The organism is Kitasatospora sp. NPDC093550 (assembly GCF_044764985.1).
Taxonomy (GTDB): domain Bacteria; phylum Actinomycetota; class Actinomycetes; order Streptomycetales; family Streptomycetaceae; genus Kitasatospora.
Genome location: NZ_JBIWJF010000021.1, coordinates 1 through 26,801, shown reverse-complemented (window position 1 = coordinate 26,801; position 26,801 = coordinate 1). Strand labels below are relative to the sequence as shown.

The 26,801-nt window shown below is 72.9% G+C and carries 25 protein-coding genes; 17 read left to right on the top strand and 8 right to left on the bottom strand.

The window, feature by feature from the left end; all coding sequences use genetic code 11:
* Positions 1 to 220 precede the first annotated feature (220 nt).
* The 4 genes from ACIRD3_RS28695 (at position 221) to ACIRD3_RS28680 (ending at position 5,090) form a co-directional block, all read left to right on the top strand.
* Entirely contained in the window at positions 221 to 1,114 is an 894-nt protein-coding gene (locus ACIRD3_RS28695; protein WP_402222336.1) for a biotin--[acetyl-CoA-carboxylase] ligase, read from the top strand.
* 173 nt (positions 1,115 to 1,287) lie between these two features.
* Entirely contained in the window at positions 1,288 to 2,412 is a 1,125-nt protein-coding gene (locus ACIRD3_RS28690; protein ID WP_402222333.1) for an adenylate/guanylate cyclase domain-containing protein, read from the top strand.
* A 250-nt stretch (positions 2,413 to 2,662) separates the two neighbouring features.
* On the top strand, positions 2,663 to 4,480 hold the full coding sequence (locus tag ACIRD3_RS28685; RefSeq protein ID WP_402222331.1) for a diguanylate cyclase domain-containing protein: 1,818 nt from the start codon (positions 2,663 to 2,665) through the stop codon (positions 4,478 to 4,480).
* Positions 4,481 to 4,739: 259 nt separating this feature from the next.
* Positions 4,740 to 5,090, top strand: a complete 351-nt coding sequence (locus ACIRD3_RS28680) for a hypothetical protein (protein WP_402222329.1) — start codon at positions 4,740 to 4,742, stop codon at positions 5,088 to 5,090.
* Here the strand turns inward: ACIRD3_RS28680 and ACIRD3_RS28675 are convergent.
* Positions 5,068 to 5,355, bottom strand: coding sequence for a TetR-like C-terminal domain-containing protein (locus ACIRD3_RS28675; protein WP_402222326.1), 288 nt, complete (start codon positions 5,353 to 5,355; stop codon positions 5,068 to 5,070). The genes ACIRD3_RS28680 and ACIRD3_RS28675 overlap by 23 nt on opposite strands.
* A gap of 163 nt (positions 5,356 to 5,518) precedes the next feature.
* Between ACIRD3_RS28675 and hutH the strand changes: the two genes are divergently transcribed.
* A complete protein-coding gene (gene hutH / locus ACIRD3_RS28670; protein WP_402222323.1) occupies positions 5,519 to 7,096 on the top strand; it encodes a histidine ammonia-lyase in 1,578 nt (525 codons plus the stop codon).
* Positions 7,097 to 7,158: 62 nt separating this feature from the next.
* On the opposite strand, the gene ACIRD3_RS28665 is transcribed toward hutH, so the two are convergent.
* Entirely contained in the window at positions 7,159 to 7,575 is a 417-nt protein-coding gene (locus ACIRD3_RS28665) for a hypothetical protein (protein WP_402222321.1), read from the bottom strand.
* Between the two features lie 262 nt (positions 7,576 to 7,837).
* Between ACIRD3_RS28665 and ACIRD3_RS28660 the strand changes: the two genes are divergently transcribed.
* The 6 genes from ACIRD3_RS28660 to hutI all read left to right on the top strand — a co-directional run bounded on the left by ACIRD3_RS28660 (position 7,838) and on the right by hutI (position 14,826).
* On the top strand, positions 7,838 to 8,707 hold the full coding sequence (locus ACIRD3_RS28660; RefSeq protein WP_402222319.1) for a MurR/RpiR family transcriptional regulator: 870 nt from the start codon (positions 7,838 to 7,840) through the stop codon (positions 8,705 to 8,707).
* 126 nt (positions 8,708 to 8,833) lie between these two features.
* Complete coding sequence (locus ACIRD3_RS28655) at positions 8,834 to 9,154, top strand: hypothetical protein (RefSeq protein ID WP_402222316.1); 321 nt, start codon at positions 8,834 to 8,836, stop codon at positions 9,152 to 9,154.
* A gap of 174 nt (positions 9,155 to 9,328) precedes the next feature.
* A complete protein-coding gene (gene hutU / locus ACIRD3_RS28650) occupies positions 9,329 to 10,999 on the top strand; it encodes a urocanate hydratase (RefSeq protein WP_402222313.1) in 1,671 nt (556 codons plus the stop codon).
* Positions 11,000 to 11,016: 17 nt separating this feature from the next.
* Positions 11,017 to 12,198, top strand: a complete 1,182-nt coding sequence (locus ACIRD3_RS28645; RefSeq protein WP_402222563.1) for an allantoate amidohydrolase — start codon at positions 11,017 to 11,019, stop codon at positions 12,196 to 12,198.
* On the top strand, positions 12,189 to 13,556 hold the full coding sequence (locus tag ACIRD3_RS28640) for a formimidoylglutamate deiminase (RefSeq protein ID WP_402222310.1): 1,368 nt from the start codon (positions 12,189 to 12,191) through the stop codon (positions 13,554 to 13,556). Before ACIRD3_RS28645 ends, ACIRD3_RS28640 begins: the two co-directional genes overlap by 10 nt.
* A gap of 94 nt (positions 13,557 to 13,650) precedes the next feature.
* Positions 13,651 to 14,826, top strand: a complete 1,176-nt coding sequence (hutI, locus tag ACIRD3_RS28635; RefSeq protein ID WP_402222309.1) for an imidazolonepropionase — start codon at positions 13,651 to 13,653, stop codon at positions 14,824 to 14,826.
* A 99-nt stretch (positions 14,827 to 14,925) separates the two neighbouring features.
* Here the strand turns inward: hutI and ACIRD3_RS28630 are convergent, their stop codons facing one another.
* Positions 14,926 to 16,446, bottom strand: coding sequence for a peptide MFS transporter (locus ACIRD3_RS28630; protein WP_402222306.1), 1,521 nt, complete (start codon positions 16,444 to 16,446; stop codon positions 14,926 to 14,928).
* A gap of 329 nt (positions 16,447 to 16,775) precedes the next feature.
* Between ACIRD3_RS28630 and ACIRD3_RS28625 the strand changes: the two genes are divergently transcribed.
* Together ACIRD3_RS28625 and ACIRD3_RS28620 are read left to right on the top strand one after the other, a co-directional pair.
* The gene (locus tag ACIRD3_RS28625) at positions 16,776 to 17,450 is read left to right on the top strand and encodes a response regulator transcription factor (protein WP_030058577.1); all 675 of its coding nucleotides are present in this window, start codon (positions 16,776 to 16,778) and stop codon (positions 17,448 to 17,450) included.
* 77 nt (positions 17,451 to 17,527) lie between these two features.
* A complete protein-coding gene (locus ACIRD3_RS28620) occupies positions 17,528 to 18,778 on the top strand; it encodes an ATP-binding protein (RefSeq protein ID WP_402222303.1) in 1,251 nt (416 codons plus the stop codon).
* Between the two features lie 52 nt (positions 18,779 to 18,830).
* Here ACIRD3_RS28620 and ACIRD3_RS28615 read toward each other — a convergent pair whose 3' ends face one another.
* A complete protein-coding gene (locus ACIRD3_RS28615) occupies positions 18,831 to 19,526 on the bottom strand; it encodes an ester cyclase (RefSeq protein ID WP_402222301.1) in 696 nt (231 codons plus the stop codon).
* A 161-nt stretch (positions 19,527 to 19,687) separates the two neighbouring features.
* Complete coding sequence (locus ACIRD3_RS28610; protein ID WP_402222298.1) at positions 19,688 to 20,251, bottom strand: GtrA family protein; 564 nt, start codon at positions 20,249 to 20,251, stop codon at positions 19,688 to 19,690.
* A gap of 258 nt (positions 20,252 to 20,509) precedes the next feature.
* Here ACIRD3_RS28610 and ACIRD3_RS28605 point away from each other — a divergent pair, with 258 nt between their 5' ends.
* Genes ACIRD3_RS28605 through ACIRD3_RS28595 form a run of 3 tightly spaced genes read left to right on the top strand, consistent with a single transcriptional unit; the run spans position 20,510 to position 23,409 of the window.
* Positions 20,510 to 21,649, top strand: a complete 1,140-nt coding sequence (locus ACIRD3_RS28605) for a 5-(carboxyamino)imidazole ribonucleotide synthase (RefSeq protein ID WP_402222296.1) — start codon at positions 20,510 to 20,512, stop codon at positions 21,647 to 21,649.
* On the top strand, positions 21,646 to 22,170 hold the full coding sequence (gene purE, locus ACIRD3_RS28600; protein ID WP_402222293.1) for a 5-(carboxyamino)imidazole ribonucleotide mutase: 525 nt from the start codon (positions 21,646 to 21,648) through the stop codon (positions 22,168 to 22,170). Before ACIRD3_RS28605 ends, purE begins: the two co-directional genes overlap by 4 nt.
* Positions 22,171 to 22,203: 33 nt before the next feature.
* On the top strand, positions 22,204 to 23,409 hold the full coding sequence (locus tag ACIRD3_RS28595; RefSeq protein WP_402222291.1) for a dipeptidase: 1,206 nt from the start codon (positions 22,204 to 22,206) through the stop codon (positions 23,407 to 23,409).
* A 4-nt stretch (positions 23,410 to 23,413) separates the two neighbouring features.
* On the opposite strand, the gene ACIRD3_RS28590 is transcribed toward ACIRD3_RS28595, so the two are convergent.
* The 3 genes from ACIRD3_RS28590 to ACIRD3_RS28580 all read right to left on the bottom strand — a co-directional run bounded on the left by ACIRD3_RS28590 (position 23,414) and on the right by ACIRD3_RS28580 (position 25,738).
* The gene (locus ACIRD3_RS28590) at positions 23,414 to 23,827 is read right to left on the bottom strand and encodes a CoA-binding protein (protein ID WP_402222290.1); all 414 of its coding nucleotides are present in this window, start codon (positions 23,825 to 23,827) and stop codon (positions 23,414 to 23,416) included.
* Between the two features lie 55 nt (positions 23,828 to 23,882).
* Positions 23,883 to 24,317, bottom strand: coding sequence for a hypothetical protein (locus ACIRD3_RS28585; RefSeq protein WP_402222287.1), 435 nt, complete (start codon positions 24,315 to 24,317; stop codon positions 23,883 to 23,885).
* Between the two features lie 83 nt (positions 24,318 to 24,400).
* Positions 24,401 to 25,738 carry a UDP-glucose dehydrogenase family protein gene (locus ACIRD3_RS28580; protein ID WP_402222284.1) on the bottom strand — a complete coding sequence of 446 codons (1,338 nt, stop codon included), beginning with the start codon at positions 25,736 to 25,738 and terminating at the stop codon, positions 24,401 to 24,403.
* Between the two features lie 252 nt (positions 25,739 to 25,990).
* On the opposite strand from ACIRD3_RS28580, the gene ACIRD3_RS28575 reads away from it, so the two are divergent.
* Positions 25,991 to 26,801, top strand: an 811-nt coding sequence (locus tag ACIRD3_RS28575) for an acyl-CoA dehydrogenase family protein (RefSeq protein ID WP_402222281.1), incomplete at its 3' end; no start/stop codon positions are given.

Here is a 26,801-nt window from a genome sequence, read left to right as displayed (position 1 = left end):
GGCCGCGACCTGTTCGAGTGCGCGCGGACCGGATCGGTGGGGCCCGCGCATGAGGGCAGGGCGGCGCTACGAACTACCGCTGGGTAGCGTAGCCAGCGCGGAGGGCTATCCGTCATGTCCTGGCGTTATGGCCATCGACACAGTTTTGTTGACGCCCGATCTGCGGGACGATGGGTCGGCCTACGCCCCCCGGCTGCGCTCACACCCTAGGGTCTTCCCCATGACCGCACCCGAGACTCCCCGCCGCAGCGGACTGCGCGGCTTCGGCCACACCGGACCGTCCCCCTGGACCGACCTGGACCGGCCGCCGCTCGACGAGGAGGCGCTGCGCCGCGACCTGCTCGTGCCCGGCGGGCTCTGGACCTCCCTGGACGTCGTCGCCGAGACCGGCTCCACCAACAGCGACCTCGCCGCCCGCGCCAAGGCCGGTGCCGCCCAGGGAGCCGTGCTGGTCGCCGAGGCGCAGAGCACCGGGCGCGGCCGGATGGACCGGCAGTGGACCGCCCCGGCCCGCTCCGGCCTGTTCCTCTCCGTGCTGCTGCGCCCCGAGGAGGTGCCGGTCGAGCGCTACGGCTGGCTGCCGATCCTGGTCGGGGTGGCCGCCGCCAGCACGCTCGGCCGGGTCGCGGAGGTCGAGGTGGGCCTGAAGTGGCCCAACGACCTGCAGGTGGAGATCGACGGCGCGGAGCGCAAGATCGGCGGCATCCTCACCGAGCTGGCCGGCGGCGCGGTGGTCGTCGGCCTCGGCCTCAACGTCACGCTGCGGGCCGAGGAGCTGCCCGTCCCGACCGCCGCCTCGCTCGCGCTGGCCGGCGCCGCCACCACCGACCGCGGCACCCTGCTGCGCGCACTGCTGCGCGAGCTCGCCGAGCTGTACCGCGAGTGGACGGCCGCCGCCGGGGACCCGCACGCCAGCGACCTGCTGCGCGCCTACGTCGACCGCTGCACCACGCTCGGCCGCCGGGTGAAGGTCCACCTGCCCGGTGACACCGAGCTGCTCGGCGAGGCGGTGGCGATCGACGGCGACGGGCGGCTGGTGGTTCGTACGCCCGACGGCGCACGCCGGGCGGTCGGCGCGGGCGACGTCGTCCACGTGCGCCCCGAACCCCGCTGAACGGCAGTCTTCACCTCTCCTTGACCCGGGCGGATGCCCCGGATCCGGCGATTCCGTGCGAACATTCCACCTGGCAGCGGTGTGAGGCGCGCCACTGCCCGCCTGGGTGGCGGGCGACGCGCCCGGACAGGTAGGACACGAGGCGAGTGCGGCGACCGCACGGGGACGGACCGGTGGCAGAGGACGGCAGCAGCGGCACGACGGCGGGCAGCCACGACCCCACGGTCGCGCTCGAACTGGAACGCCTGATCCTGGACGCGCCACGCCGTTACACCCCGTACCAGGCCGCGCGCGCCGCCGACGTCCCGATGGAGCTGGCCACCCGCTTCTGGCGGGCGATGGGCTTCCCCGACATCGGCCAGTCCCGGGCCCTCACCGACGGCGACGTGATCGCGCTGCGGCGGCTGGCCGGCCTGGTCGAGTCCGGGCTGCTGAGCGAGTCGATGGCGATCCAGGTCGCCCGCTCCACCGGCCAGACCACGGCCCGGCTGGCCGGCTGGCAGATGGACACCTTCCTGGAGAACCTCACCCAGTCCGTCGAGCCCGGGCTGACCCGCGCCGACGTCGCGTACCCGCTGGTCGAGCTGCTGCTGCCGGAGCTGGAGCAGTTCCTGGTGTACGTCTGGCGGCGCCAGCTGGCCGCCGTCACCGGCCGGGTGGTGCAGGCCGCCGAGGACCACGAGATCACCAGCGGGCGGCTCGCCGTCGGCTTCGCCGACCTGGTCGGCTTCACCCGGCTCTCCCGGCGGCTGGAGGAGGAGGAGCTCGGCGAACTCGTCGAGACCTTCGAGAACACCTGCTCCGACCTGATCGCCGGACAGGGCGGCCGGGTGATCAAGACCCTCGGCGACGAGATCCTCTACGTCTCCGAGGACCCGGCGACCGCCGCCGAGATCGCGCTCAGCCTGATCGAGGCGCTGGCCGGGGACGACGCCATCCCGCCGCTGCGGGTCGGCATGGCCTTCGGCACGGTCACCTCGCGGATGGGCGACGTCTTCGGCACCACCGTCAACCTGGCCAGCCGGCTCACCTCGATCGCACCCAAGGACGCGGTGCTGATCGACGGCGAGTTCGCCGCCGCGCTGGAGCAGAACGGCAGCGTCGCCCCGGCCGACTCGGAGGGGCCGGGCCTCGCCGAGGCGCTGTCGGCCGCCGCCGGGATGCCCGCCTCCGGGCTGCCGATGCCGGGGCCGGACGCCGAGGCCCGGTTCCACCTGCAGCCGATGTGGCGGCGGCCGGTGCGCGGGCTCGGGCTGGTCGAGCCGTGGCTGCTCACCCGGCGGCTGAAGCCGGAGTAGGCCGGCCCTCACGGCGGCCCGGATGCCCGCCCTGGCGGCTCCCGCCGGGCGGCGGCCTCGCGGCTCCCGCCGGGTGCCGAACGGTTGAAAGCCGTACGGTCTGGCGTAGCTGCTTCCCGGCAAACGGGGCATAACCGAACGAAATCGCCCTAGTCTTGGTGCAAGCGGCCGGTCGGGTGTGGCCGGCTGACGGGGGTCCGGCAGGACCGAGCACAGGGAGCGAGGCGAGCCGGTGGGCAGTGAGGCGACCATGACGGACCGCGGCTGCGACTGCGGCGGCTCGCCGCACCGGGACCCGCTGCCCGACCTGAGGCTGCAGTCCGTGGTCGAGCTGGCCCAGGACATGGCCGGCGCGCTCACCCCGCTGGAGGCCGTCCGGGCCGCCGCCGCCCGGGCCACCGAGGCGCTCGGCGCCACCATGGCCGCCGTCTCGGTCTGGGACCGCGAATCCGGCCGGCTGAGGGTCCTGGTCAACCACGGCGACCTCGCCCCCGGCGAGGAGGAGCTGCCCGAGGACGAGTCGTACCCCGTCGCCGACTTCCCCGAGATCGTCACGTACCTGGAGGAACGGTGGACCACCGGGCGCCTGCCGCGCGCCTGGCTGCAGTCCGCCGAGGACAGCGAACCGCACGCCGGTCACGTGCACCCGACCGCCGGCGCGTACTGCCGGGAACGCGCCGCGGCGCTGCGCCGGCGCGGGCGGGCCTGCTGCGTGGTCGCGCCGATCGTGCTGCACGGACAGGCCTGGGGCGAGCTCTACCTCGCCCGCTCGATCGGCATGCCCGAGTTCACCGAGGCCGACGCCGACTACGCGACCCTGCTCGCCGCCCAGGTCTCGGCCGGACTCGCCCAGACCGAGCGCCTCGCCGACCTGCGGAAACTCGCCTTCTCCGACCCGCTCACCGGCCTCGCCAACCGGCGCGCCGTCGATGCCCGGCTGGAGAGCGCGCTGCAGGCGCACAACCGGGACAACACCGTCGTCTCGCTGGTCGTCTGCGACGTCAACGGCCTGAAACGGGTCAACGACCAGCTCGGCCACGAAATGGGCGACCGGCTGCTGGAACGGTTCGCCCACCAGCTCTCGCTGGCCGCCGCCAAACTCCCCGGCAGCCTCGCCGCCCGGCTCGGCGGCGACGAGTTCTGCCTGCTCGTCGAGGGGCAGAAGGCCGACGAGGTGGTCGCCGTCGCCGAGGAGCTGTGCGCGCGGGCCCTCGCGCTGTCCGAGGGCGAGGGCGTCGCCTGCGGGGTCGCCTCCACCGGCGACTCGATCGGGCCCGTCACCACCCCCGACCGGCTCTTCCGGCTCGCCGACGCCGCCCAGTACCGGGCCAAGGCCGCCCGCGCCGCCCACCCCGTGGTCGCCGGACGCAGCCACGGCCCCGGCTTCTCACCCGACCCCACCGTGCTGCTCGCCGACGCCGCCGACCCCCACCACCGGGCCGACGGACGGCGCGGGTCCACCGGACGGGCCGGCGCGGGCGACCGGCGACGGTTCCGCGGCGCCGCCCACAGTGCCGACCCGGGCCAACTGCTCACCGCCGTCCTCGCCGCCCTCGACCAGGCCGCCACCACCCGGGCCGTCCACCCGGCCGACACCCTCGGCAAGCTCGTCGTCGTCGCCGAGACCTCCGCCCGGCTGCTCGACGCCGTCGGCTGGTGGGTCTCGTACGTCCCGCCCGGCTCCCACTTCATGCGCACCGCCCAGCACGCCGTCTACCGGATGACCAGCGGCCCCACCAGCACCCGCGCCGAGACCCAGCGCGCCCAGATCGAGGCCCCCGACGCCGTCTTCGACCTGCGGCACTACCCGATGACCCGCCGCGCCGTCCGCGGCAGCGCCTTCGCCCTCCGGGCCGGGGCGGCCGGCAACGACCCGGCGGAGGAGGCCATGCTCGTCGTCTCGGGCTACCGCGGCATGGTCGCCGCCGGCGGCCACAACCCGGCCGGCGGCTGGCTCGTCGAACTCTTCGCCGACGACGCCACCCTCCCCCTCGGTCAGGCCACCAGCGCCATGCGCGCCCTCGTCGCCGTCGCCCTCTCGGGCGCGGCGTCGCCACCGGTGGTGTGAGGGCGGCTCGCCTCGGGGGTGGGGTGGTGCGCGGTTTCGCCGTGTGGGGTGGGGGAGCCGGCCGCCTGTTGGCCGCGGTGCCGCCACCGGTGGTATGAGGCGGGCCTGCGTGGGGCGGGTGGCGCTTGGCGGCAGGTGGGCGTGTTCCGGTTTGGTGACCGGGGTGTCGCGGGTGGGTCGCGGTCGGGGGCCGGGGGGTGCCGGGGTGGGGGTGCCGATGGGATGGTGGGCGCCGGTCGAGCGGGAGCGGGGGCGGGTCGTGGGCAGACGGTGGGTGGGCGCGGCGGTGGCCGGGGTGCTGGTGCTCGGTGGTGGGGCGGCGCTGGCGGCTCCGGCGTCGGCGGCGTCGGCGGTGCCGGTGGCGCGGACGACGGGGGCGGCGCGGACGGCGCCGGAGCGGACGCCGCAGGTGCGGGACCGGGTCGGGGCGCACCGGATCGCCCAGCTCGCCGGGTCGAAGTCGAAGTCGAAGACGAAGAAGAAGGTGAAGCACGGCTTCTTCCACGGGTTCTTCCACGGCTTCTTCGGGTGGCTGACCACGCTCCTGCTGGTCGGCCTGCTGGTGACGGTCCTGGTCGTCCTCTGGGTCAGGCGTTCGAGCCGCCGCTAGTCGCGGATGGGTCGAGGGCCCGCACCGCGGCGTCGACCAGGTGGTCGGCGTGGTCGTGGGTGAGCGGGCCGAGCCGGTACTGCCGGCGGTAGTGGAGCGGGCCGTAGACGAGCTCGACGGCCAGGTCGAGGTCGGTGTCGGGGGCTGTCCGGCCCGCCTCGCGGGCGCTGCGGATCGCGGTGCCGCAGGCCACCGACCAGGGCGATCCCGCGGTGGCCGAGCGGCTGCGGGAGCTGTCGGCGGCCGGCCGGGCCGAGGGCGGCACCGCCCGGGCGGCCGATCTGATCGAGGCGGAGCCGGTCCGGTAGCCGGTTGCGGGGCGGGGTGGGGGGCCGCGGCGTGCGGTGCGGATCCGGACGGCGGAGAATCCGGATGGCGGGCACCTGTTGTCATATCTTCATTCACCTGATGTGATGGTGTATATGGATATGCACAGTGCTGTGGCCCCCGACGCTCCGCTGGTCCTGGTCGGCAAGGCCGACGTCAGCGCCGAGGACGTCCTGGCCGTCGCCCGGGGCAACGCCCGGGTCGAGATCGGTCCCGACGCGCTCGCCGAGATGGCGGCCGCCCGCGCGCGGATCGACGCCCTCGCGGCCGAGCCGCGTCCCGTCTACGGCGTGTCGACCGGCTTCGGCGCGCTCGCCGTGCGGCACATCAGCCCCGAGCTGCGCGCCCAGCTGCAGCGGTCGCTGGTGCGCTCGCACGCCGCCGGCATGGGCCCGGCGGTCGAGCGCGAGGTGGTCCGCGCGCTGATGTTCCTGCGGATGAAGACGCTGGCCTCCGGCCGCACCGGTGTCCGGCCGCTGGTCGCCCAGACCATGGCCGCCCTGCTCAACGCGGGCATCACCCCGGTGGTCCGGGAGTTCGGCTCGCTCGGCTGCTCCGGCGACCTCGCGCCGCTGTCGCACTGCGCGCTCGTCCTGATGGGCGAGGGCACCGCCACCGGCCCGGACGGCGTGGAGAAGCCCGTCGCCGAGCTGCTCGCCGCCGCCGGCATCGAGCCGGTCGAGCTGCTGGAGAAGGAGGGCCTCGCCCTCATCAACGGCACCGACGGCATGCTCGGCATGCTGGTGATGGCCATCTCCGACCTCAGCCGCCTGTTCACCACCGCCGACATCACCGCCGCGATGACCCTGGAGGCGCTGCTCGGCACCGACAAGGTGCTCGCCCCCGAGCTGCACGCCCCGATCCGCCCGCACCCGGGCCAGGCGCTGAGCGCCGCCAACATGCTCGCCGTCCTCAAGGGCTCCGGCCTCACCGGCCACCACCAGGACGACGCGCCGCGGGTCCAGGACGCGTACTCGATCCGCTGCGCCCCGCAGGTGGCCGGCGCGGGCCGGGACACCCTGGCCCACGCCCAGCTGGTCGCCTCCCGCGAGCTGGCCGCCTCGGTCGACAACCCGGTCGTGCTGCCGGACGGCCGGGTGGAGTCCAACGGCAACTTCCACGGCGCCCCGGTCGCGTACGTGCTGGACTTCCTCGCCATCGCCGCCGCCGACCTCGGCTCGATCTCCGAGCGCCGCACCGACCGGCTGCTCGACAAGGCCCGCTCGCACGGCCTGCCGGCCTTCCTGGCCGACGACCCGGGCGTGGACTCCGGTCTGATGATCGCCCAGTACACCCAGGCGGCGCTGGTCAGCGAGAACAAGCGGCTCGCCGTCCCGGCCTCGGTCGACTCGATCCCGTCCTCCGCGATGCAGGAGGACCACGTGTCGATGGGCTGGTCGGCCGCGCGCAAGCTGCGCCAGGCCGTCGAGAACCTCGGCCGGATCCTGGCCGTCGAACTCACCGCCGCCGCCCGCGCGCTGGAGATCCGTCAGCAGGCCGACTCGGCCGGCCGGATCGCCCCGGCGACCGCGGCCGCGCTGGCCGTCGCCCGGGAGGCGGGGGTCGGCGGCGCCGGCCGCGACCGCTTCCTCTCGCCGGACCTGGAGGCGGCCGCGGCGCTGGTCGCCTCCGGGGAGCTGGTGCGCGCGGTGGAGAAGGTCACCGGCCCGCTGGCCTGACCCACCGGCCCGTGCCGCAGGCCTGAGCCGCGGCCCGTCCGGCGCGGGGCGACCGGGACTCCCTAGTCCCAGTCGTCCCGCGGCCGGCGGTCCTGGTGGTTGCGGCGCTCGCCGAACGCGGCGGCGACGTTGACCCCGACGATGCCCGCCCAGCAGACCATCAGGCCGGCGAAGCCGCCGTTCGCGGCGTCGCCGGCGATCGCGGTCAGCGGGATGCCGAAGGCCATCGAGACCACCGCGAGCCCGGTGCCGGAGCGCTTGCCCCAGCCCTGGCGGCGCGCGCGGTGGCGGTCGTGGTGCGAGCGCGGCTCGTCGTCCAGCCGCCGGGCGACGGAGCGCTCGACCCGGGCGTCCAGTCGGGCGTCGAGGCGCTTCATGAAGGAGTCGAGGAGTTCGTCCTCGTACTCCTTGCCCAGCTCCTTGCGGGCCTGCAGGGTGGCGTCGAGGTCGCGCCGCAGGTCGTCCTGGCGAGTGTCCATGGGGGACAGCCTGGTGCCGCGGCGGCGCCCGGTCCATCCGTTCGCGGGGCGAATCCGGGCGGGCTCAGGGAGAAATCAGGGTTACCCCGAGCCGGGGGCCGGTGACCGTCGGAACCGGTCGGGAGGTGTCCGGATACTGTTCGATCCCGTCCGATCCGCGGGACGTCTCACGGGGCGTCCCGTCGTACGAGACGTCTTTGCCAGGCAGCGCGCGCTATTGCACAGTCGTCGTCCGAACCGCTCGCATCCGGAGGTACCGCTGATGACCGCCATCGACGAAACCGGCAGCGTCGGCCCCTCCGCCCGGCTGCTCCAGCTCTTCGAGGGCCACCGGCTGACGCCGACCCAGCGCCGGATCGCCCACTCGCTGGTGCGGCACGCCACCGAGGCGCCGTTCCTGTCCAGCGTGGAGGTCGCCGAACTCGCGGGCGTCAGCCAGCCCTCCGTCACCCGCTTCGCGGTCGCGCTCGGGTACGACGGCTACCCGGCGCTGCGCAAGCAGCTGCGCGAGCTCGGCGGCGGAGAGCCGTCCGCGCCGGAGACCCCGGACGACGCGGTGCGCAACGAGCACCAGCAGGCCGTGCTCGCCGAGATCGCGCACCTGCGCCACCTCGCCGAACTCCTCGCCGACCCGGAACCGATCACCCGGGCCGCCCGGCTGCTCGCCGCCTCCCGCCCGCTGCCGGTGCTCGGCCTGCGGGCCGCCTCGGCCCAGGCGCGCGGCTTCGCGTACTTCGCCGCCAAGGTGCACCCGGACATCCGGCTGCTGGACGAGGGCGGCAGCATGCTCGCCGACCGGCTGGAACAGGCCGCCGCGGCCGGGGCCGGCGCGTTGCTCTGCTTCGCGCTGCCGCGCTACCCGCGGGAACTGATGGACGCGCTGGCGGTGGCCCGGGAGTGCGGGCTGACGGTGCTCACCGTGGCCGACAGCGCCTTCGCGCCGGTCGCCAAGCTGTCCGACCTGATGCTGCCGGCCGCCGTCGGCACCGGGCTGGTCTTCGACACGGCGTGCGCCCCGATGATGCTCGGGCGGGTGCTGTTGCAGGCCATGTGCGACGAACTCCCCGGCGCGGAGGCCCGGTTGGAGGCGATCGAGCAGTCGGCGACGGCGCGCGGCCTCTTCCTGGAATGAGCGCGGCCCGGAGTGGGCGCCGCCGGGACACGGCAGGACACGGCAGGACACGGCAGGACACAGCAGGGACACGGCCGGAATAGCCGTCACCAACCCGGGCATCCCCTCCTGCAGGGGGTGCCGCCCATGCGCGTGATCCACGAGATGAAGTTCGTCGCCCGCCTGTCCTCGGGCGCCGACGAATGGTCCTGCCCCGCCTGCGGACGCCGCGTCACCCTGCGGCGCCTGCCCGAACCCGAACTGACCGTCCTCGACCCGGGCGACGAGTCCGCCGTCCACGTGGGCGTCATCGAACCCGACGCCCACGCCGCCGCGGCCGCCGAGAAGTACGGCCTCGGCCCCGTCCAGAACGTCCCCCGCCCGCCGTCCCCGCCCACCCCGGACGCCGACGACCGCCGCTGGCTCGCCGAGATCGGCATCGACTGGGACGGCGACGAGGCGGCCTGAGCGCGCGGCCCGCGCAGCCCGTACGGCACCGCCGGACGGGCGCTTCGGCGTGCCTGGGGGCCGTGGGCGCCCCCTGCTGATCGGATTGCTGCGGGGTCTGGTCGAACGTCGGTTGTTTAGTTATATTCAACCGGACCGAGCTTGAATGAATCCATCCGCAGGGAGGCCGGGACTATGGTGCAGCAGCAGGCGAGCGGGCCGCGCGAGGTGCGCGCGGCGCGTGGGACGGGGCTGACGACGCAGGGCTGGCAGCAGGAGGCGGCCCTGCGGATGCTCATGAACAACCTCGACCCCGAGGTGGCCGAGCACCCGTCGAAGCTGGTCGTGTACGGCGGCACCGGCAAGGCCGCGCGGGACTGGCGCTCCTTCGACGCCATGGTGAAGACGCTGCAGGGGCTGAAGCAGGACGAGACCATGCTGGTCCAGTCCGGCCGCCCGGTCGGCGTGATGCAGACCCACGAGTGGGCGCCGCGCGTGCTGATCGCCAACTCCAACCTGGTCGGCGACTGGGCCAACTGGGAGGAGTTCCGCCGGCTGGAGAGCCTCGGGCTCACCATGTACGGCCAGATGACCGCCGGCTCCTGGATCTACATCGGCACCCAGGGCATCCTCCAGGGCACCTACGAGACCTTCGCCGCCGTCGCCAACAAGCGCTACAACGGCACCCTGGAGGGCACGATCACCCTCACCGCCGGCCTCGGCGGCATGGGCGGCGCCCAGCCGCTGGCCGTCACCATGAACGGCGGCGTGGCGATCTGTGTCGACTGCGACCCGTCCCGCATCTCCCGCCGGATCGAGCACCGCTACCTGGACGTCGAGGCCAAGAACCTCGACCACGCCCTGCAGCTGGCCACCGAGGCCCGCGACAAGAAGCAGCCGCTCTCCATCGGCCTGCTGGGCAACGCCGCCGAGCTCTTCCCGCAGCTGCTCGCGATGGACGCGCCGATCGACATCGTCACCGACCAGACCAGCGCCCACGACCCGCTGAGCTACCTGCCGGTCGGCGTCGCCTTCGAGGACATGGCGACCTACGCCGCCGAGAAGCCCGCCGAGTTCACCCAGCGCTCCCGCGAGTCGATGGCCAAGCACGTCGAGGCGATGGTCGGCTTCCTGGACCGCGGCGCCGAGGTCTTCGACTACGGCAACTCGATCCGCGGCGAGGCCCAGCTGGCCGGCTACGACCGCGCCTTCGCCTTCCCCGGCTTCGTCCCGGCGTACATCCGCCCGCTGTTCTGCGAGGGCAAGGGCCCGTTCCGCTGGGCGGCGCTGTCCGGCGACCCGCAGGACATCCACAAGACCGACAAGGCCGTCCTCGACCTGTTCCCGGAGAACGAGTCGCTGGCCCGCTGGATCAAGATGGCCCAGGAGAAGGTGCACTTCCAGGGCCTGCCCGCGCGCATCTGCTGGCTCGGCTACGGCGAGCGCGACAAGGCCGGCGAGCGCTTCAACGACATGGTCGCCTCCGGCGAGCTGTCCGCGCCGATCGTCATCGGCCGCGACCACCTGGACTGCGGCTCGGTCGCCTCCCCGTACCGGGAGACCGAGGCGATGCTGGACGGCTCGGACGCGATCGCCGACTGGCCGCTGCTCAACGCCATGGTCAACGTCGCCTCCGGCGCCTCCTGGGTCTCCATCCACCACGGCGGCGGCGTCGGCATCGGCCGCTCGATCCACGCCGGCCAGGTCACCGTCGCCGACGGCACCGCGCTGGCCGGGGAGAAGATCCGCCGGGTGCTCACCAACGACCCGGGCATGGGCGTCATCCGGCACGTGGACGCCGGCTACGACCGCGCCGACGAGGTCGCCGCCGAGCGCGGGGTCCGCATCCCGATGGGCGAGCTGTGACCTCCGGTTTCGAGGAGATGTGGGCGGAGCTGCTCCCCGTGGGCCGCTCCGCCTCCTCCGGCGGCTACCGCCGCTTCGCCTGGAACTCCGCCGACGCCGAGTGCCGGGCCTGGTTCGAGCAGCAGGCCCGCAGCCGCGGTCTGGCGTACGAACTGGACCGCAACGGCAACCAGTGGGCCTGGCTGGGCGACCCGCAGGCCGGCGGGGCCGTCGTCACCGGCTCGCACCTGGACTCCGTCCCGGACGGCGGAGCCTTCGACGGCCCGCTCGGAGTGGTCTCCTCCTTCGCCGCGCTGGACGAACTCCGCGCCCGGGGAACCGAGCTCACCCGGCCGCTGGCGATCGTCAACTTCGGTGACGAGGAGGGCGCCCGGTTCGGCGTGGCCTGCATCGGCTCCCGGCTCACCGCCGGGGTGCTCTCCCGCGAGGCCGCGTACGAGCTGCGCGACGCCGCCGGGGTCCGGCTGCCCGACGCGATGGAGAAGGCCGGCTACGACCCGACCGGGATCGGCGGGGACGACGACCGGCTGTCCCGGATCGGCGCCTTCGTCGAGCTCCACGTCGAGCAGGGCCGCTACCTCGCCGAGGGGCAGCCGGTCGGCGTGGCCGGCGCGATCTGGCCGCACGGCCGCTGGCGGTTCGACTTCCACGGCGAGGCCAACCACGCCGGCACCACCCGGATCGAGGACCGCCGCGACCCGATGCTGACCTACGCCAACACCGTGCTGTCCGCCCGCAAGAAGGCGAAGCAGGCGGGCGCGCTGGCCACCTTCGGCAAGGTCGCGGTCGAGCCCAACGGCACCAACGCGATCGCCTCGCTGGTACGCGGCTGGCTGGACTCCCGGGCGGCCGACGAGCGCACCCTGACCGCGCTGGTCGCCGAGATCGAGCAGGCCGCCGCCGAACGCGGCGAGCGCGACGGCGTCCGGGTCGAGCTGACCCGCGAGTCCTACACCCCGGTGGTGGACTTCGACGGCCCGCTGCGCGACCGGCTCGCCAAGCTGCTGGACGCCCCGGTGCTGCCCACCGGCGCGGGACACGACGCCGGGATCCTGGCGTCCGCGATCCCGACCGCCATGCTGTTCGTGCGCAACCCCACCGGCGTCTCGCACTCCCCGGCCGAGCACGCCGAGGTGGCCGACTGCCTGGCCGGGGTCTCCGCCCTCGCCGACGTACTGGAGGACCTGGCGTGTCAGTGACCGCAGCGACCGCAGTGAGCTACTGGGCGCAGTACGCGTGGCTGCCGCACCCGAACGGGCCGGTGGTCGAGCGGGACGTGCTGATCGCCACCGGCCCCGGCGGCCTGATCACCTCGGTGACGCCGGACAGCGGGCCCTGCCCGTCCGGCGCCGTCCGGCTCGACGGGCTGCTGCTGCCCGGCCAGGCGAACGCCCACTCGCACGCCTTCCACCGGGCGCTGCGCGCGCACGTGCAGGTCGGCTCCGGCACCTTCTGGACCTGGCGCGACACCATGTACCGGTTCGCCGGCGCGCTCGACCCGGACGCCTACCTGGAGCTCGCCACCGCCGTCTACGCCGAGATGGCGCTGGCCGGGATCACCTCCGTCGGCGAGTTCCACTACCTGCACCACGCGCCCGGCGGCGCCCGCTACGACGACCCGAACGCGATGGGCGAGGCGCTGATCGAGGCCGCCGCCCGGGCCGGCATCCGGATCACCCTGCTGGACACCTGTTACCTGTCGTCCGGCTTCGGCGCCGAGCCGACCAAGCCGCAGCAGCGGTTCAGCGACGGCGACGCGGAGGCCTGGGCCGAGCGGGCGGACGCGCTCAAGCCGCGCGAGCACGCCCGGATCGGCGCCGCCATCCACTCCGTCCGGGCCGTCCCGGCCGAGCAGCTGGGCACCGTGGCGCACTGGGCGGCGGTGCGCGAGGCGCCGCTGCACGTCCACCTGTCCGAGCAGACCGCCGAGAACGACGCCTGCCTCGCCGCGCACGGCGTCACGCCGACCCGGCTGCTCGCCGACCACGGCGCGCTCGGCCCGCGCACCTCGGCCGTGCACGCCACCCACCTCACCGACGAGGACGTCAAGCTCCTCACCGACTCCTCCACGACCGTCTGCATGTGCCCCACCACCGAGCGGGACCTCGCGGACGGCATCGGCCCGGCCCGTCGGCTCGCCTCGGCGGGCTGCCCGGTCACCCTGGGCAGCGACAGCCACGCGGTCATCGACCCGTTCGAGGAGGCCCGCGCGCTGGAGCTGGACGAGCGGCTGCGCACCCGGACCCGCGGACACTGGACGGCCAACGCGCTGCTGCGGGCCGGCACCGAGGACGGGCACGCCTCGCTCGGCTGGCCGGAGGCCGGGCGGATCGAGACCGGCGCGCTCGCCGACTTCACGGTGATCGCGCTGGACTCCGTCCGCACCGCGGGCCCGCCGCCCCGGCTCGGCGCCGAGATCGCGGTCTTCGCGGCCTCGGCGGCGGACGTACGGCACCTGGTGGTCGGCGGACGGCACGTCGTCCGGGACGGCGTGCACCAGCTGGTGGCCGACGTGCCCGGCGCGCTGCGGTCCGCCATCGGCGCGCTGGACTGCTAGCCCCTCTCCTTCGGATCTTGCCGGGCCGACAAGATCCGAAAGAGAGGGCCCAGGGCGCACAATCCTCCCCCAACTCCCCTCGGAAGGGCTTGTCTTGAGCACCAGGACCACCTTGATCACGGGCATCGGCAGCCTGGTCACCAACGACCCCGGGCAGGGCACCGGGCCGCTCGGCCTGCTGACCGACGCGGCCGTGGTGCTGGACGGCGCCACCGTCGCCTGGGTCGGCCCGGCGGCGCAGGCCCCGGCGGCGGACGAGCGCTTCGACGCCGGGGGCCGGGCCCTGCTGCCCGGCTTCGTCGACTCGCACGCCCACCTGGTGTTCGCGGGCGACCGCACCGCGGAGTTCAACGCCCGGATGTCCGGGCAGGCGTACACCGCGGGCGGCATCCGCACCACGGTGGCGGCCACCCGGGCCGCGAGCGACGCCGAACTGGACGCCAACCTGGACCGGTTCGTCCGGGAGGCGCTGCGCCAGGGCACCACCACCATCGAGTGCAAGTCCGGCTACGGGCTGACGGTGGACGACGAGGCCCGGGCGCTGCGGATCGCCTCGCGGCACACCCCGGAGACCACCTACCTGGGCGCGCACGTGGTCGCCCCCGAGTTCGCCGAGGACCCGGCCGGGTACGTCGACCTGGTCACCGGCGAGATGCTGGACGCCTGCGCCCCGCACGCCCGCTGGGTGGACGTGTTCTGCGAGAAGGGCGCCTTCGACGGCGACCAGGCGCGGGCGGTCCTGACGGCCGGCATCGAGCGCGGGCTCACCCCCCGGGTGCACGCCAACCAGCTCTCGTACGGTCCCGGTGTGCAGCTCGCCGTCGAGCTGGGGGCCGCCTCGGCGGACCACTGCACCCATCTGACGGACGAGGACGTGGCGGCGCTGGCCGGCTCGGGGACGGTCGCGACGCTGCTGCCGGGGGCCGAGTTCTCCACCCGGGCCGCGTACCCGAGCGGGCGGCGGCTGCTGGACGCGGGGGCGGTGGTGGCGCTGTCCACCGACTGCAACCCGGGCTCCAGCTTCACGAGTTCGATGGCGTTCTGCATCGCGGTCGCGGTGCGGGAGATGGGCATGACGCCGGACGAGGCGGTCTGGGCGGCCACCGCGGGCGGTGCCCGGGCGCTGCGGCGCAGCGACGTCGGCGTGGTCGCGCCCGGCGCGCGGGCCGACCTGCTGCTGCTCGACGCGCCCTCGCACGTCCACCTGGCCTACCGCCCGGGCGTGCCGCTGACCGCCGCGGTCTGGCGCGCGGGCGTCCGCGAGCTCTGACCGACCGCCGGGCCCGGAGCCCGGGGGAAAACGACCGGGGCCGCCGTGGATCTCAGGAATCCACGGCGGCCCCGGAGTCGTGAGCCGGTCAGGAGGGCGTCAGTGGACGCCGCCCATGAGGGCCTGGACGCGCTTGCGGCCCATGTAGACCGCGCCGCCCGCGAGGGTGGCGAGGGCCGCCTGCAGCGCGATGATCCCGGTGCCGTCGAGGTTGACGCCGGCCAGCGAGAGCAGGCTGGTGGTGCAGTCACCGGCGGTGACGGCGAGGAACCAGACGCCCATCATCTGGGAGGCGTACTTCTGCGGCGCCATCTTGGTGGTGACCGAGAGGCCGACCGGGGAGAGGCACAGCTCGCCGATGGTCTGGATCATGTAGATCGAGACGAGCCACATCGGGGAGACCTTGCCGTCGCCCGCCATGTTCATCGGGACGATGAAGACGAAGAACGAGGCGCCGATCAGGACCAGGCCCATCGCGAACTTCACGATGGTGTTGGGCTCCTTGTTCCGGCGGGACAGCCACAGCCACAGCCAGGCGAAGACCGGCGCGAGCGCCATCACGAACAGCGGGTTCAGCGACTGGTACCAGGTGGCCGAGAAGCCGAAGCCGAGCAGGGTGTCCGCGGTGTTCTTGTCCGCGAACAGGGAGAGGGTCGAGCCGCCCTGGTCGTAGATCATCCAGAAGATGGCGGCCGCGGCGAAGAACCAGATGTACGCGGACATCTTGGACTGCTCGCCGGCGCTCAGCTCCTTGTCGCGCTTGATCCGGGTCAGGACGACGATCGGGATGAGCAGACCGGCGACGGTCAGCGGCACCAGGGCCCAGTTCAGCGTGTAGACGCCCAGCGCGACGACGGCGCCGTAGAAGACGGCGATCGCGAGGACGGCCGCACCGGCCTTCAGCAGCAGGCTCTTGCGCTCGGCGGGCACCAGCGGGTTCGGGACCAGGCTGCTCTTGGGGCTCAGGTGGCGGGTGCCCAGCAGGAACTGCAGCAGGCCGAGGCCCATGCCGACGGCGGCCAGCGCGAAGCCCAGGTGCCAGTTGTACTCCTTGCCGACCGTTCCGATGATGAACGGAGCGGCGAAGGCGCCGAGGTTGATGCTCATGTAGAAGACGGTGAAACCACCGTCGCGGCGCGGGTCCTCGGGGCCGTCGTAGAGGTGGCCGACCATCGTGGAGATGTTGGCCTTCAGCAGCCCGGAGCCGAGCGCGACCAGGAGCAGGCCGGTGAAGAACGCCGCCTGGCCGGGGACGGCCAGCGCGAGGTGGCCGGCCATGATCACGAAGCCGGCGACGGTGACGGTCTTGCGGGCACCCCAGACCCGGTCGCCGAACCAGCCGCCGGGGTAGGCCATGAGGTAGACCATGGAGACGTAGACGGAGTAGATCGCCGTCGCCATCGTCGCCTTCATGGCGAGGCCGCCGCCCTGGCTGCCGGCTGCCGCGTCGGCACCGCCGGAGACCAGGTAGTAGATCAGCAGGGCGCGCATGCCGTAGTAGGAGAAGCGCTCCCACATCTCGGTCATGAACAGCGTGGCGAGGCCTCGGGGGTGCCCGAGGAAGGTCTTGCCGCTGGGGGAGGTCGACGCGAGGTCGGCAGCCCGGGTGGTAGACGCCATGAGTAGTGGTTCCTTGCCTGACAGCGTCCGCCTAGGGGGGTGGCGGCGGACGTGGACGAAACCACTCTACGTGGCGATATTTGGCTGTATCAGATGACAAACGCGACGAATTAGGTATCGCGATGGCAAAGAAATCGGAAGATCCTCTCGATTGATCCATGGTAGATCGGGCCCTCTTCCTTCGGATTCAAGATCCAGAGGGGGATTCTTCGCCGAACCGCCGGTCTGCAACCACACGTTGAGATCAGTCGGATGCTTATATAACGATCACGCTCTGTGAACTACCTCACAGGACGTACGGGCATACCCCGGCGGACTACCATCACCCCATGACCTGTGTGCTGCTCGCCGAGGACGATCCGGCGATCTCCGAACCGCTCGCCCGGGCCCTGCGACGCGAGGGCTATGAGGTGCTCGTCCGCGAGGACGGTCCGACCGCACTCGCCGCCGGCCTCACCGAGGAGGTCGACCTCGTCGTCCTGGATCTCGGCCTGCCCGAGATGGACGGCCTGGAGGTCTGCCGCCGGCTGCGCGCCGACGGCAAGAGCTGCCCCGTCCTGGTGCTCACCGCCCGCGCGGACGAGGTGGACACCGTGGTCGGCCTCGACGCCGGCGCCGACGACTACGTCACCAAGCCCTTCCGCCTGGCCGAGCTGCTCGCCCGCGTCCGGGCCCTGCTCCGGCGCGGCAACGTCGACCAGCTCACCACCGGCGCGCACGGGGTGAAGATCGACATCGAGTCCCACCGCGCCTGGCTCGGCGACGAGGAGCTCACCCTCTCCGCCAAGGAGTTCGAGCTGCTGCGCGTGCTGGTCCGGGACGCCGGCCGGGTGGTCACCCGCGAGGAGATCATGCGGCAGGTCTGGGACACCACCTGGTGGACCTCCACCAAGACCCTGGACATGCACATCTCCTGGCTCCGCAAGAAGCTCGGCGACGACGCGGCCAACCCCCGCTACATCGCCACCGTGCGCGGAGTGGGCTTCCGGTTCGAGAAGAATTAGAGCCCCGTACGGAGACCCCGTACGGAGAACGGGGCCGGGCACGGCCGGTCGAGCGGAACACCTCGGGGAGCGGCAGCGTGAAACGCCGGATGATCAACTCGCTGCTGGGCGTCGTCCTGGTGGTGGTCGTGGTGTTCTGCGTGCCGCTCGCCCTGGTCGAGAAGCGCACCATCGTCAACTCGGCCCAGGACCGGGTGGACGCGGCCGCCGTCCGGGTGCTCGCCCTGGTCGAGAGCCGGATCGCGGCGGGCGAGTCGGTCACCAACGAGCGGGCCTTCGAGAGCCAGGTCACCGAGGGCAGCTACGTCGAGGTGCAGATCCCCGGCCAGCCGGTCCTGTCGGCCGGCCGGCGCCCGGCCGGTGACCACCTGCTGAAGGCCGTCGAACGCGGCAACAGCGGCGAGACCGTCACCGTCGAGCAGTCCCGCGCGGACGTCGACCACGAGATCGCCAACAACCTGCTGCTGCTCGGGGTGGTCGCCCTGCTCGCCGTCCAGGCCGCCGTGGCCCTCGCGGTCTGGCAGGCCAAACGGCTCGCCCGTCCGCTCACCGACCTCGCCGAGACCGCCGAGCGGCTCGGCTCCGGCGACCCGCGACCGCGCGACCGCCGCTACGGGGTACCCGAACTCGACCGGGTCGCCGAGGTGTTGGACACCAGCGCCGAGCGGATCGCCCGGATGCTCACCGCCGAGCGCCGGCTCGCCGCCGACGCCTCGCACCAGCTGCGCACCCCGCTCACCGCGCTCTCCATGCGGCTGGAGGAGATCACCGCCGTCGCCGAGGACCCGGAGACGGTCAAGGAGGAGGCGGCCATCGCCCTCCAGCAGGTCGAGCGGCTCACCGACGTCGTCCAGCGGCTGCTGACCACCCAGCGCGACCCGCGCAGCCCCACCGCCGTCGCCTTCGACCTGGACGAGGTCATCAAGCAGCAGGTGGAGGAGTGGGGCCCGACCCTGCGCGAGAGGAGTCGGGTGCTGTCGCTGGAGGGCCTGCACGGGATCACGGCCGTCGGCACCCCGGGGACGGTCGCCCAGGTGCTGGCCACCCTGATCGAGAACTCCCTGATGCACGGCGCCGGGACGATCACCCTGCGGGTCCGGCCGTCCGGCACCTCGGTGGTGGTCGAGGTGCAGGACGAGGGCGCCGGAGTGCCGGCCGACCTCGGCAACCGGGTGTTCGAGCGCGCGGTCAGCGGCCGCAACTCCACCGGCATCGGCCTCGCCGTCGCCCGCGACCTCGCGGAGGCGGACGGCGGGCGGCTCGAACTGCTCTCGCTGAAGCCCGCGGTGTTCGCGCTCTTCCTGGGGCGGAGCCGCAAGGACGACTGAGGCGTGTCCGAGGCAGTCCGGCCCGGGGGCCAGGAAGCCCCGCGACCGGGGTTCAGGAGCCCGGCAGTACGCCGAGCTGGCGCATCAGGCCCATGACGTCCCACTGCCACCAGCCCTCGCAGATCTTCCCGTCCCGGAAGCGGAAGGTGGTCGTGCCGCGGCCGACCACCGTCTTGCCGGTGTTCGGGACACCCATGAAGTCGGCCTTCTGGGTGGCGTTCCAGGTCCACCGGGTGGCGACCTCGTCGCCCTCGGCGATCTGGCTCTCGGTGGTGAAGGTGAAGTCGAAGGCGCCCACGTAGCCGGCGCAGCGCTCCCGGAAGGCGGCGGCGCCGACCGCGTCCGCCTCGCTGCCGTAGTCGTGGTCGCGGTAGTCGGGGGTCATGCACTCGTCGATGACGTCCAGGTCGCCGCGGGACAGCCGGTCCAGGACGAGGCTCGCGGTGGCCTTGTCGAACCGGGCGTCGCGGACCACGTCGAGGTCGGTGAAGGTCGGCGGCGCCTCGCAGAGCGCCACCATCTCGCGGAAGATCCGGTCGGTCTCGGGCAGGTCGGAGTTCTTCATCGCCTCCTCGTAGGAGGGGAACTCCACGATCTCCAGCACGTGCTTGGTGTCGGAGCGGTCGGTGCCGACGACCGCGTGGGAGGCGGTCCGCCTGCCCCGGGTCGCCTCCACCCAGCTGTCCATCAGCCGGTTGAGGTCGTCGAGCTTGTCGGTCTTGCAGTCGATGATCTGGACGAACGTCATGGCATGCCTCCTGCGTCCCCCTCGGCTGTGATCGTTCGCCGGCCGCGCTCGCCCTCCGTCACCACTGTCCTCCGGTGGCGGCGACCACAGCAAGCCCGGGAAACGGTGAGCCCCGGCGGCCGGAACGGCCTGCCGGGGCTGCGCGGGTTCGCGGGGTGGGCCTACTCGGCCTTGGCGTAACGGATCTGCTCGGCCGCCAGCATCAGCTCGGCCTGGGCGGCCAGCTCCCGACCGCCGGCGGCCTCCGCCGGCTCCTGGGCCGGCAGCTCGACCGGCTGCTCCGGCGTGGCCTTGAACACCCAGGTGCGGTACGAGACGAAGCGGAACACGGTGGCGATCGCGAGGCCGATCACCTTGGCGCCGATCTGCTGGTAGTGCGAGCGCAGGTCGAGGACGTACACCGAGAAGCCGAGGACGCCGGTCTCGATCAGCATGCCGATGCCGCTGTAGACCAGGAACAGCGTGATCTCGCGCTTGCGCGAAGCGGCGTCGCGGTCCCGGTACAGCCAGTAGCGGTAGCCGAGGTAGTTGGTGGCGATCGCGATCACCGTCGCCACGATGTTCGACCGCACCGAGGCCAGGCCCAGGGCGTTGATGCAGACCCAGAAGACGGCGAAGTTGACCACCACGCCGCTCAGGCCGACGATGCCGAACTTCACGACCTCGCCCTGGAGCCCGCGCAGTTTCTGCGCGAGCGAGGGCTTCGAAGCTGCGGTCGTCGCCATACCGGACTGCCTCCCTGTGCCTGCGGGACGAAAGGGCCGATCGCGGTGGCGCGGTCACCCCTTGAGTCCTGCGTGCACGCACATGATCGGACCGCGCAGACCAGGACCTGGCCGTCCAGGCTACCCGCTTCCACCGAACGGCTCAGCCGCGAGTGCCCCGACTTGACGTCTACGCGCGTCCGCTTCCGAGGGCCCCCCAGCGGCGACACGGCCCCCCACCGGCCCGGATATCCTGGCGGGGTGACTTCCCCGGGCAATGTGAATTTTCCAGTGGTGGGCATGATCGGTGGCGGGCAGCTGGCCCGCATGGCACACCAAGCGGGGATCCCGCTGGGGGTCAGGTTCAAACTCCTCGCCGACACGCCCCAGGACTCCGCCGCGCAGGTGGTCTCCGACGTCGTCCTCGGTGACTACCGCGACCTCGACACCCTGCGGCGCTTCGCCGCCGGCTGTGACGTGATCACCTTCGACCACGAGCACGTCCCGACCGAGCACCTGCGGGCGCTGGAGGCCGACGGCATCGCCGTCCGCCCCGGCCCGGACGCGCTGGTCAACGCCCAGGACAAGGGTGTGATGCGGGCCAAGCTGGACTCCATCGGCGTGCCCTGCCCCCGGCACCGGATCGTCGCCGACCCGGCCGACGTCACCGCCTTCGCCGAGGAGGGCTCCGGCTACCCCGTCGTCCTGAAGACCGTCCGCGGCGGCTACGACGGCAAGGGCGTCTGGGTCGTCGACGACGAGCAGGAGGCGCAGGCCCCGTTCCTGGCCGGCGTCGCCGTGCTGGCCGAGGAGAAGGTCGACTTCGTCCGCGAGCTGGCCGCCAACGTGGTCCGCTCGCCCAGCGGCCAGGCCGTCGCCTACCCGGTGGTGGAGAGCGTCCAGGAGAACGGCGTCTGCGCCGAGGTCACCGCCCCCGCGCCGGACCTCGACCCGGCCCTGTCCGACGAGGCCCAGCAGCTCGCCCTGCGGATCGCCGGCGACCTCGGCATCGTCGGCCACCTCGCCGTCGAGCTGTTCCAGACCCGCGACGGCCGGATCCTGGTCAACGAGCTGGCCATGCGCCCGCACAACTCCGGCCACTGGACCCAGGACGGCGCCGTCACCTCGCAGTTCGAGAACCACCTGCGGGCCGTCCTCGACCTCCCGCTCGGCGACCCCCGGCCGCGCGCCAAGTGGACCGTCATGGTCAACGTCCTCGGCGGCGACTACCCGGACATGTACCACGCCTTCCTGCACTGCATGGCCCGCGACCCCGGGCTGCGGATCCACATGTACGGGAAGGACGTGAAGCCCGGCCGGAAGGTCGGCCACGTCAACGTCTTCGGGGACGACCTCGAAGACGTCCGCGAGCGCGCCCGCCACGCGGCCGCCTACCTGCGAGGAACGATCACCGAATGACCTCCCCTCTTGTCGGCATCGTCATGGGCTCGGACTCCGACTGGCCCGTCATGGAGGCCGCCGCCCAGGCCCTCGACGAGTTCGAGATCCCGTACGAGGTGGACGTCGTCTCCGCCCACCGGATGCCGCGCGAGATGGTCGCGTACGGCGAGAACGCCCACCGGCGCGGCCTGAAGGCGATCATCGCGGGCGCCGGCGGTGCGGCCCACCTGCCGGGCATGCTGGCCTCCGTCACCCCGCTGCCGGTCATCGGCGTGCCGGTGCCGCTGCGCTACCTGGACGGCATGGACAGCCTGCTGTCGATCGTCCAGATGCCGGCCGGCGTCCCGGTGGCGACCGTCTCGGTGGCCGGCGCGCGCAACGCCGGCCTGCTCGCGGTGCGGATGCTCGCCGCCTTCGACCCCGAACTCACCGAGCGGATGACCGAGTTCCAGGCCGAGCTGAACAACCAGGCCACCGAGAAGGGCAAGAAGCTCCGCGCCAAGGTGGCCGGATCCTCCTCCTTCGGCTTCGGGAAGTAATCCCGCGCGAGGGGTTGGGGTAGAACAGCTCCCATGACTAACGAGCCGGACTCCCCGACCCCGCTGGACCGCGCCCGCGCCCTGCTGCGCACCGCCCCCGTGGTGGACGGCCACAACGACCTCCCCTGGGCGATGCGCGAGCAGGCCGGGTACGACCTCGGCGCGCTCGACCTCGCCGCCGACCAGAGCGAGCGCCTGCACACCGACCTCGCCCGCCTCGCGGAGGGCGGGGTCGGCGCGCAGTTCTGGTCCGTCTACGTCCCCGCCTCGCTGGCCGGCGACCACGCGGTGAGCGCCACCCTGGAGCAGGTCGACTTCGTCCACGCGCTCGTCGAGCGCTACCCCGACCGGCTCCGCCTCGCCCGTACCGCCGCCGACATCGAGGCCGCCCGCGCCGAGGGCCGGATCGCCTCCCTGATGGGCGCCGAGGGCGGCCACTCCATCGACTGCTCGCTCGCCACCCTGCGCGCCCTGTACGAGCTGGGCGTCCGCTACCTGACGCTCACCCACAACGACAACGTGCCGTGGGCCGACTCCGCGACCGACAAGCCGGTGGCCGGCGGGCTGACCCGTTTCGGCGAGGAGGTCGTCCGGGAGATGAACCGGCTCGGCATGCTGGTCGACCTCTCCCACGTCTCCGCCGACACCATGCGGGACGCCCTGCGGGTCACCGAGGCGCCGGTGGTCTTCTCGCACTCCTCCGCCCGCGCGGTCTGCGACCACCCGCGTAACATCCCCGACGACGTGCTCGCCCAGCTGCCCGCCAACGGCGGCGTGGCGATGGCCACCTTCGTGCCCAAGTTCATCCTGCCCGCCGCCATCGAGTGGACCCTGGCCGCCGACGAGAACATGCGCGCCCACGGCTTCCACCCGCTGGACACCACCCCGCCCGCGATGGAGCGCCAGCGCGCCTTCGAGGCCGCCAACCCGCGCCCGATCGCCACCCCGGCCACCGTCGCCGACCACCTCGACCACATGCGCGAGGTCGCCGGCATCGACCACATCGGCATCGGCGGCGACTTCGACGGCACCGCCTTCCTGCCGGACGGCCTGGACTCGGTGGCCGGCTACCCCAACCTGGTCGCCGAACTCCTGCGCCGCCACTGGTCCGAGGCCGATCTGGCCAAGCTCACCTGGCACAACGCGGTGCGCGTCCTGCGCGACGCCGAGTCCGTCGCAGCCTCGCTGCGCACCAGCCGCCGGCCGTCCATCGCCACCATCGCCCAGCTGGACGCCTGACGCCTCAGCCCAGCAGCGGGATCTCGATGGCCGGGCACCTGTCCATCACCATGGCCAGCCCGGCCTCCCGCGTCCGCCGGTACGCGGCCTCGTCCACCACGCCCAGCTGGAACCAGACCGCCTTCGCCCCGACGGCCACCGCCTGATCGGCCACCTCCCCGGCGAGGTGGCTGTTCACGAACACGTCCACCACGTCGACCGGGAACGGGATCTCGGCGAGCGAGGCGTAGCCCTGCTCGCCGAGAACGGTCTCGGCCTTGGGGTGCACGGGCACGATCCGCTTGCCGTAGTTCTGGAGGACCCGGGCCACCCCGTACGCCGCCCGGGAGGTGTTGGTGGACAGGCCGACCACGGCCCAGGTGTCCCCGGTGCCGGTGAGGATCCCGCGGACCGTCGCTTCGTCGCCGTAGCTCGTCATGCCGGTACCAACGCCGCTGGGGGGCAGGGGATTCCGGTGCGGGTGCGGTGCGGGCTCAGACGTCGAAGGCTTCGAGCTTGACCAGGGCCGTCCCGTCGCCGTCGTAGACGGCCCGCAGACGGACGGTCATGGCCTGCCCGCCCGGGGGTTTCGCCTGCGGCCCGAGCGCGTCGCCGAAGTCCAGCCCCTTCGCGCCGTCGCCCGTCACGCGCACGCGGGGGAAGGCCGTGGTCAGGCGCTGGGCCAGCTCCTCGCGGGGCATCCGGAACTCGGCGAGGTAGCCGCGGTCCTGCCATCCGCCGTTGTCGGTGCAGTGGACCCCGGTGGCCTGGGCGGGCAGCTTCCCGCCCGCGAAGGCCATGACCTCCTCGCAGTCGGCGGCGCCGGGCCTTCCGTCCCAGCTGCTCACCGCCCATCCCGCGTAGCAGACGGGCGTGAGCACGGCGGCGGCGGCCACCGTGCCGACCAGCCACCTGTACGACCTGCGCATGAGCAACCCCCCGGTCCTCAGTGATGGGCGGACCGATTCTCACACGAAAGATTGAACGTGTTCAATCGGAGGGGGGAGGGCGCTCAGCTCGGGCGGCCGAGGGCGCGGTAGGTCCAGCCGGCGGCGCGCCAGGCGTCGGCGTCGAGGACGTTGCGGCCGTCCAGGAGGCGGCGCTCGGCGACCACGGCGCCGAGCTCGGCCGGGTCCAGCTCGCGGAACTCGGCCCACTCGGTGAGGTGGAGGACGACGTGGGCGCCCTCGGCGGCCTCCAGCGCCGAGTCGGCGTAGGCGAGCGAGGGGAACATCTTGCGGGCGTTGTCCACGGCCTTCGGGTCGTAGACGGTGACCTGGGCGCCCTGGAGCTGGATCTGGGCGGCCACGTTGAGGGCGGGGGAGTCCCGGATGTCGTCCGAGTTGGGCTTGAAGGCGGCGCCGAGGACGGCCACCCGGCGGCCCAGGAAGCCGCCGCCGCACTGCTCGCGGGCCAGCTCGACCATCCGCGAGCGGCGTCGCATGTTGATCGAGTCGACCTCGCGCAGGAAGGTCAGCGCCTGGTCGGCGCCGAGCTCGCCGGCCCGGGCCATGAACGCGCGGATGTCCTTGGGCAGGCAGCCACCGCCGAAGCCGAGGCCGGAGTTGAGGAACTTGCGGCCGATCCGCTCGTCGTGCCCCAGCGCGGTGGACAGCAGGGTGACGTCCGCGCCCGCCGCCTCGCAGACCTCGGCCATCGCGTTGATGAAGGAGATCTTGGTCGCCAGGAAGGAGTTGGCGGCCGCCTTGACCAGCTCGGCGGTCGCGTAGTCGGTGACCAGGAACGGCACCCCGGCCGCGATCGGCTCGGCGTACACCTCGCGCAGCAGCCGCTCGGCGTGCTCGCTCTGGGCGCCGACCACGATCCGGTCCGGCCGCAGGGTGTCCTGGACGGCGAAGCCCTCGCGCAGGAACTCCGGGTTCCAGGCGATCTCGGCGCCCTCGCCGACCGGCGCCAGCGCGGCCAGCCGCTCGGCCAGCCGGGCCGCCGAGCCGACCGGCACGGTGGACTTGCCGACCACCAGGGTCGGGCGGGTCAGGTGCGGCGCCAGCTCGTCGATCGCGGTGTCGACGTACGACATGTCGGCGGCGAACTCGCCCTTGCGCTGCGGGGTGTTGACGCAGACGAAGTGCACGTCGGCGAACTCGGCGACCTCCTGGACGGAGTTCGTGAAGCGCAGCCGTCCGGTCGAACCCTCGTGCCCGGCCACGTGCTTGAGCAGCAGCTCGGACAGTCCCGGCTCGTACATCGGGACCCGGCCGGCGGTGAGCATCGCGATCTTGTCGGGGTCGATGTCCAGGCCCAGCACCTCGAAGCCGAACTCGGCCATCGCGGCGGCGTGCGTGGCGCCGAGGTAGCCGGTGCCGATCACGGAGATGCGGAGGGTCACGGGTTCTCCCTGGAGGCGGACTCGACCGGTCTGGAAGCGGACCCGACCGGTACGGATGCCCCTGATGCTATCCGTCCTGCCAGGGCGCACGGGGATCGGCCGTGCGCCCGGGACGCTAGGCAGCCGCAGGTCGGAGCCCTAGGATCTCTACTGAACGGTAGTTAACCCCGGATTCGACGTCGATCGGACCGGTTCGATCGGACCGGATCCGCCTTCGCCGGACTTCGGTCACTGGACGACGAGGCAGGCATCATGGCGGGCAGCGCAGGGGCGGCTGACTTCGATCTCTTCCGTATCTCCGAGGAGCACGAGATGCTCCGTGAGGCGGTGCGTTCGCTGGCCGAGGCGAAGATCGCTCCGTTCGCGGCGGAGGTGGACGAGCAGGGGCGGTTCCCGCAGGAGGCGTTGGACGCGTTGCAGGGCAATGACCTGCATGCGGTGCACGTGCCGGAGGTGTACGGCGGTGCGGGTGCGGACGCGCTGGCGACGGTGATCGTGATCGAGGAGGTCGCGCGGGTGTGCGCGTCGTCGTCGTTGATCCCGGCGGTGAACAAGCTGGGGTCGTTGCCGGTGCAGCTGTCGGGTTCGGAGGAGCTGAAGGCGAAGTACCTGGGGGCGCTGGCCCGGGGTGAGGGGATGTTCTCGTACTGCCTGTCGGAGCCGGAGGCGGGTTCGGACGCGGCGGGGATGAAGACCCGGGCGGTGCGGGACGGGGACTTCTGGGTGCTGAACGGTGTGAAGCGGTGGATCACCAACGCGGGTGTGTCCGAGTTCTACACGGTGATGGCGGTGACGGATCCGGAGCTGCGGTCGAAGGGCATCTCGGCGTTCGTGGTGGAGAAGGGCGACGAGGGTGTGTCGTTCGGTGCTCCGGAGAAGAAGCTGGGGATCAAGGGGTCGCCGACGCGTGAGGTGTACTTCGACAACGTGCGGATCCCGGCGGACCGGATGATCGGTGCGGAGGGCAGCGGTTTCGCGACGGCGATGAGGACGCTGGACCACACCCGGGTGACGATCGCGGCGCAGGCGATCGGTATCGCGCAGGGCGCGCTGGACTACGCCA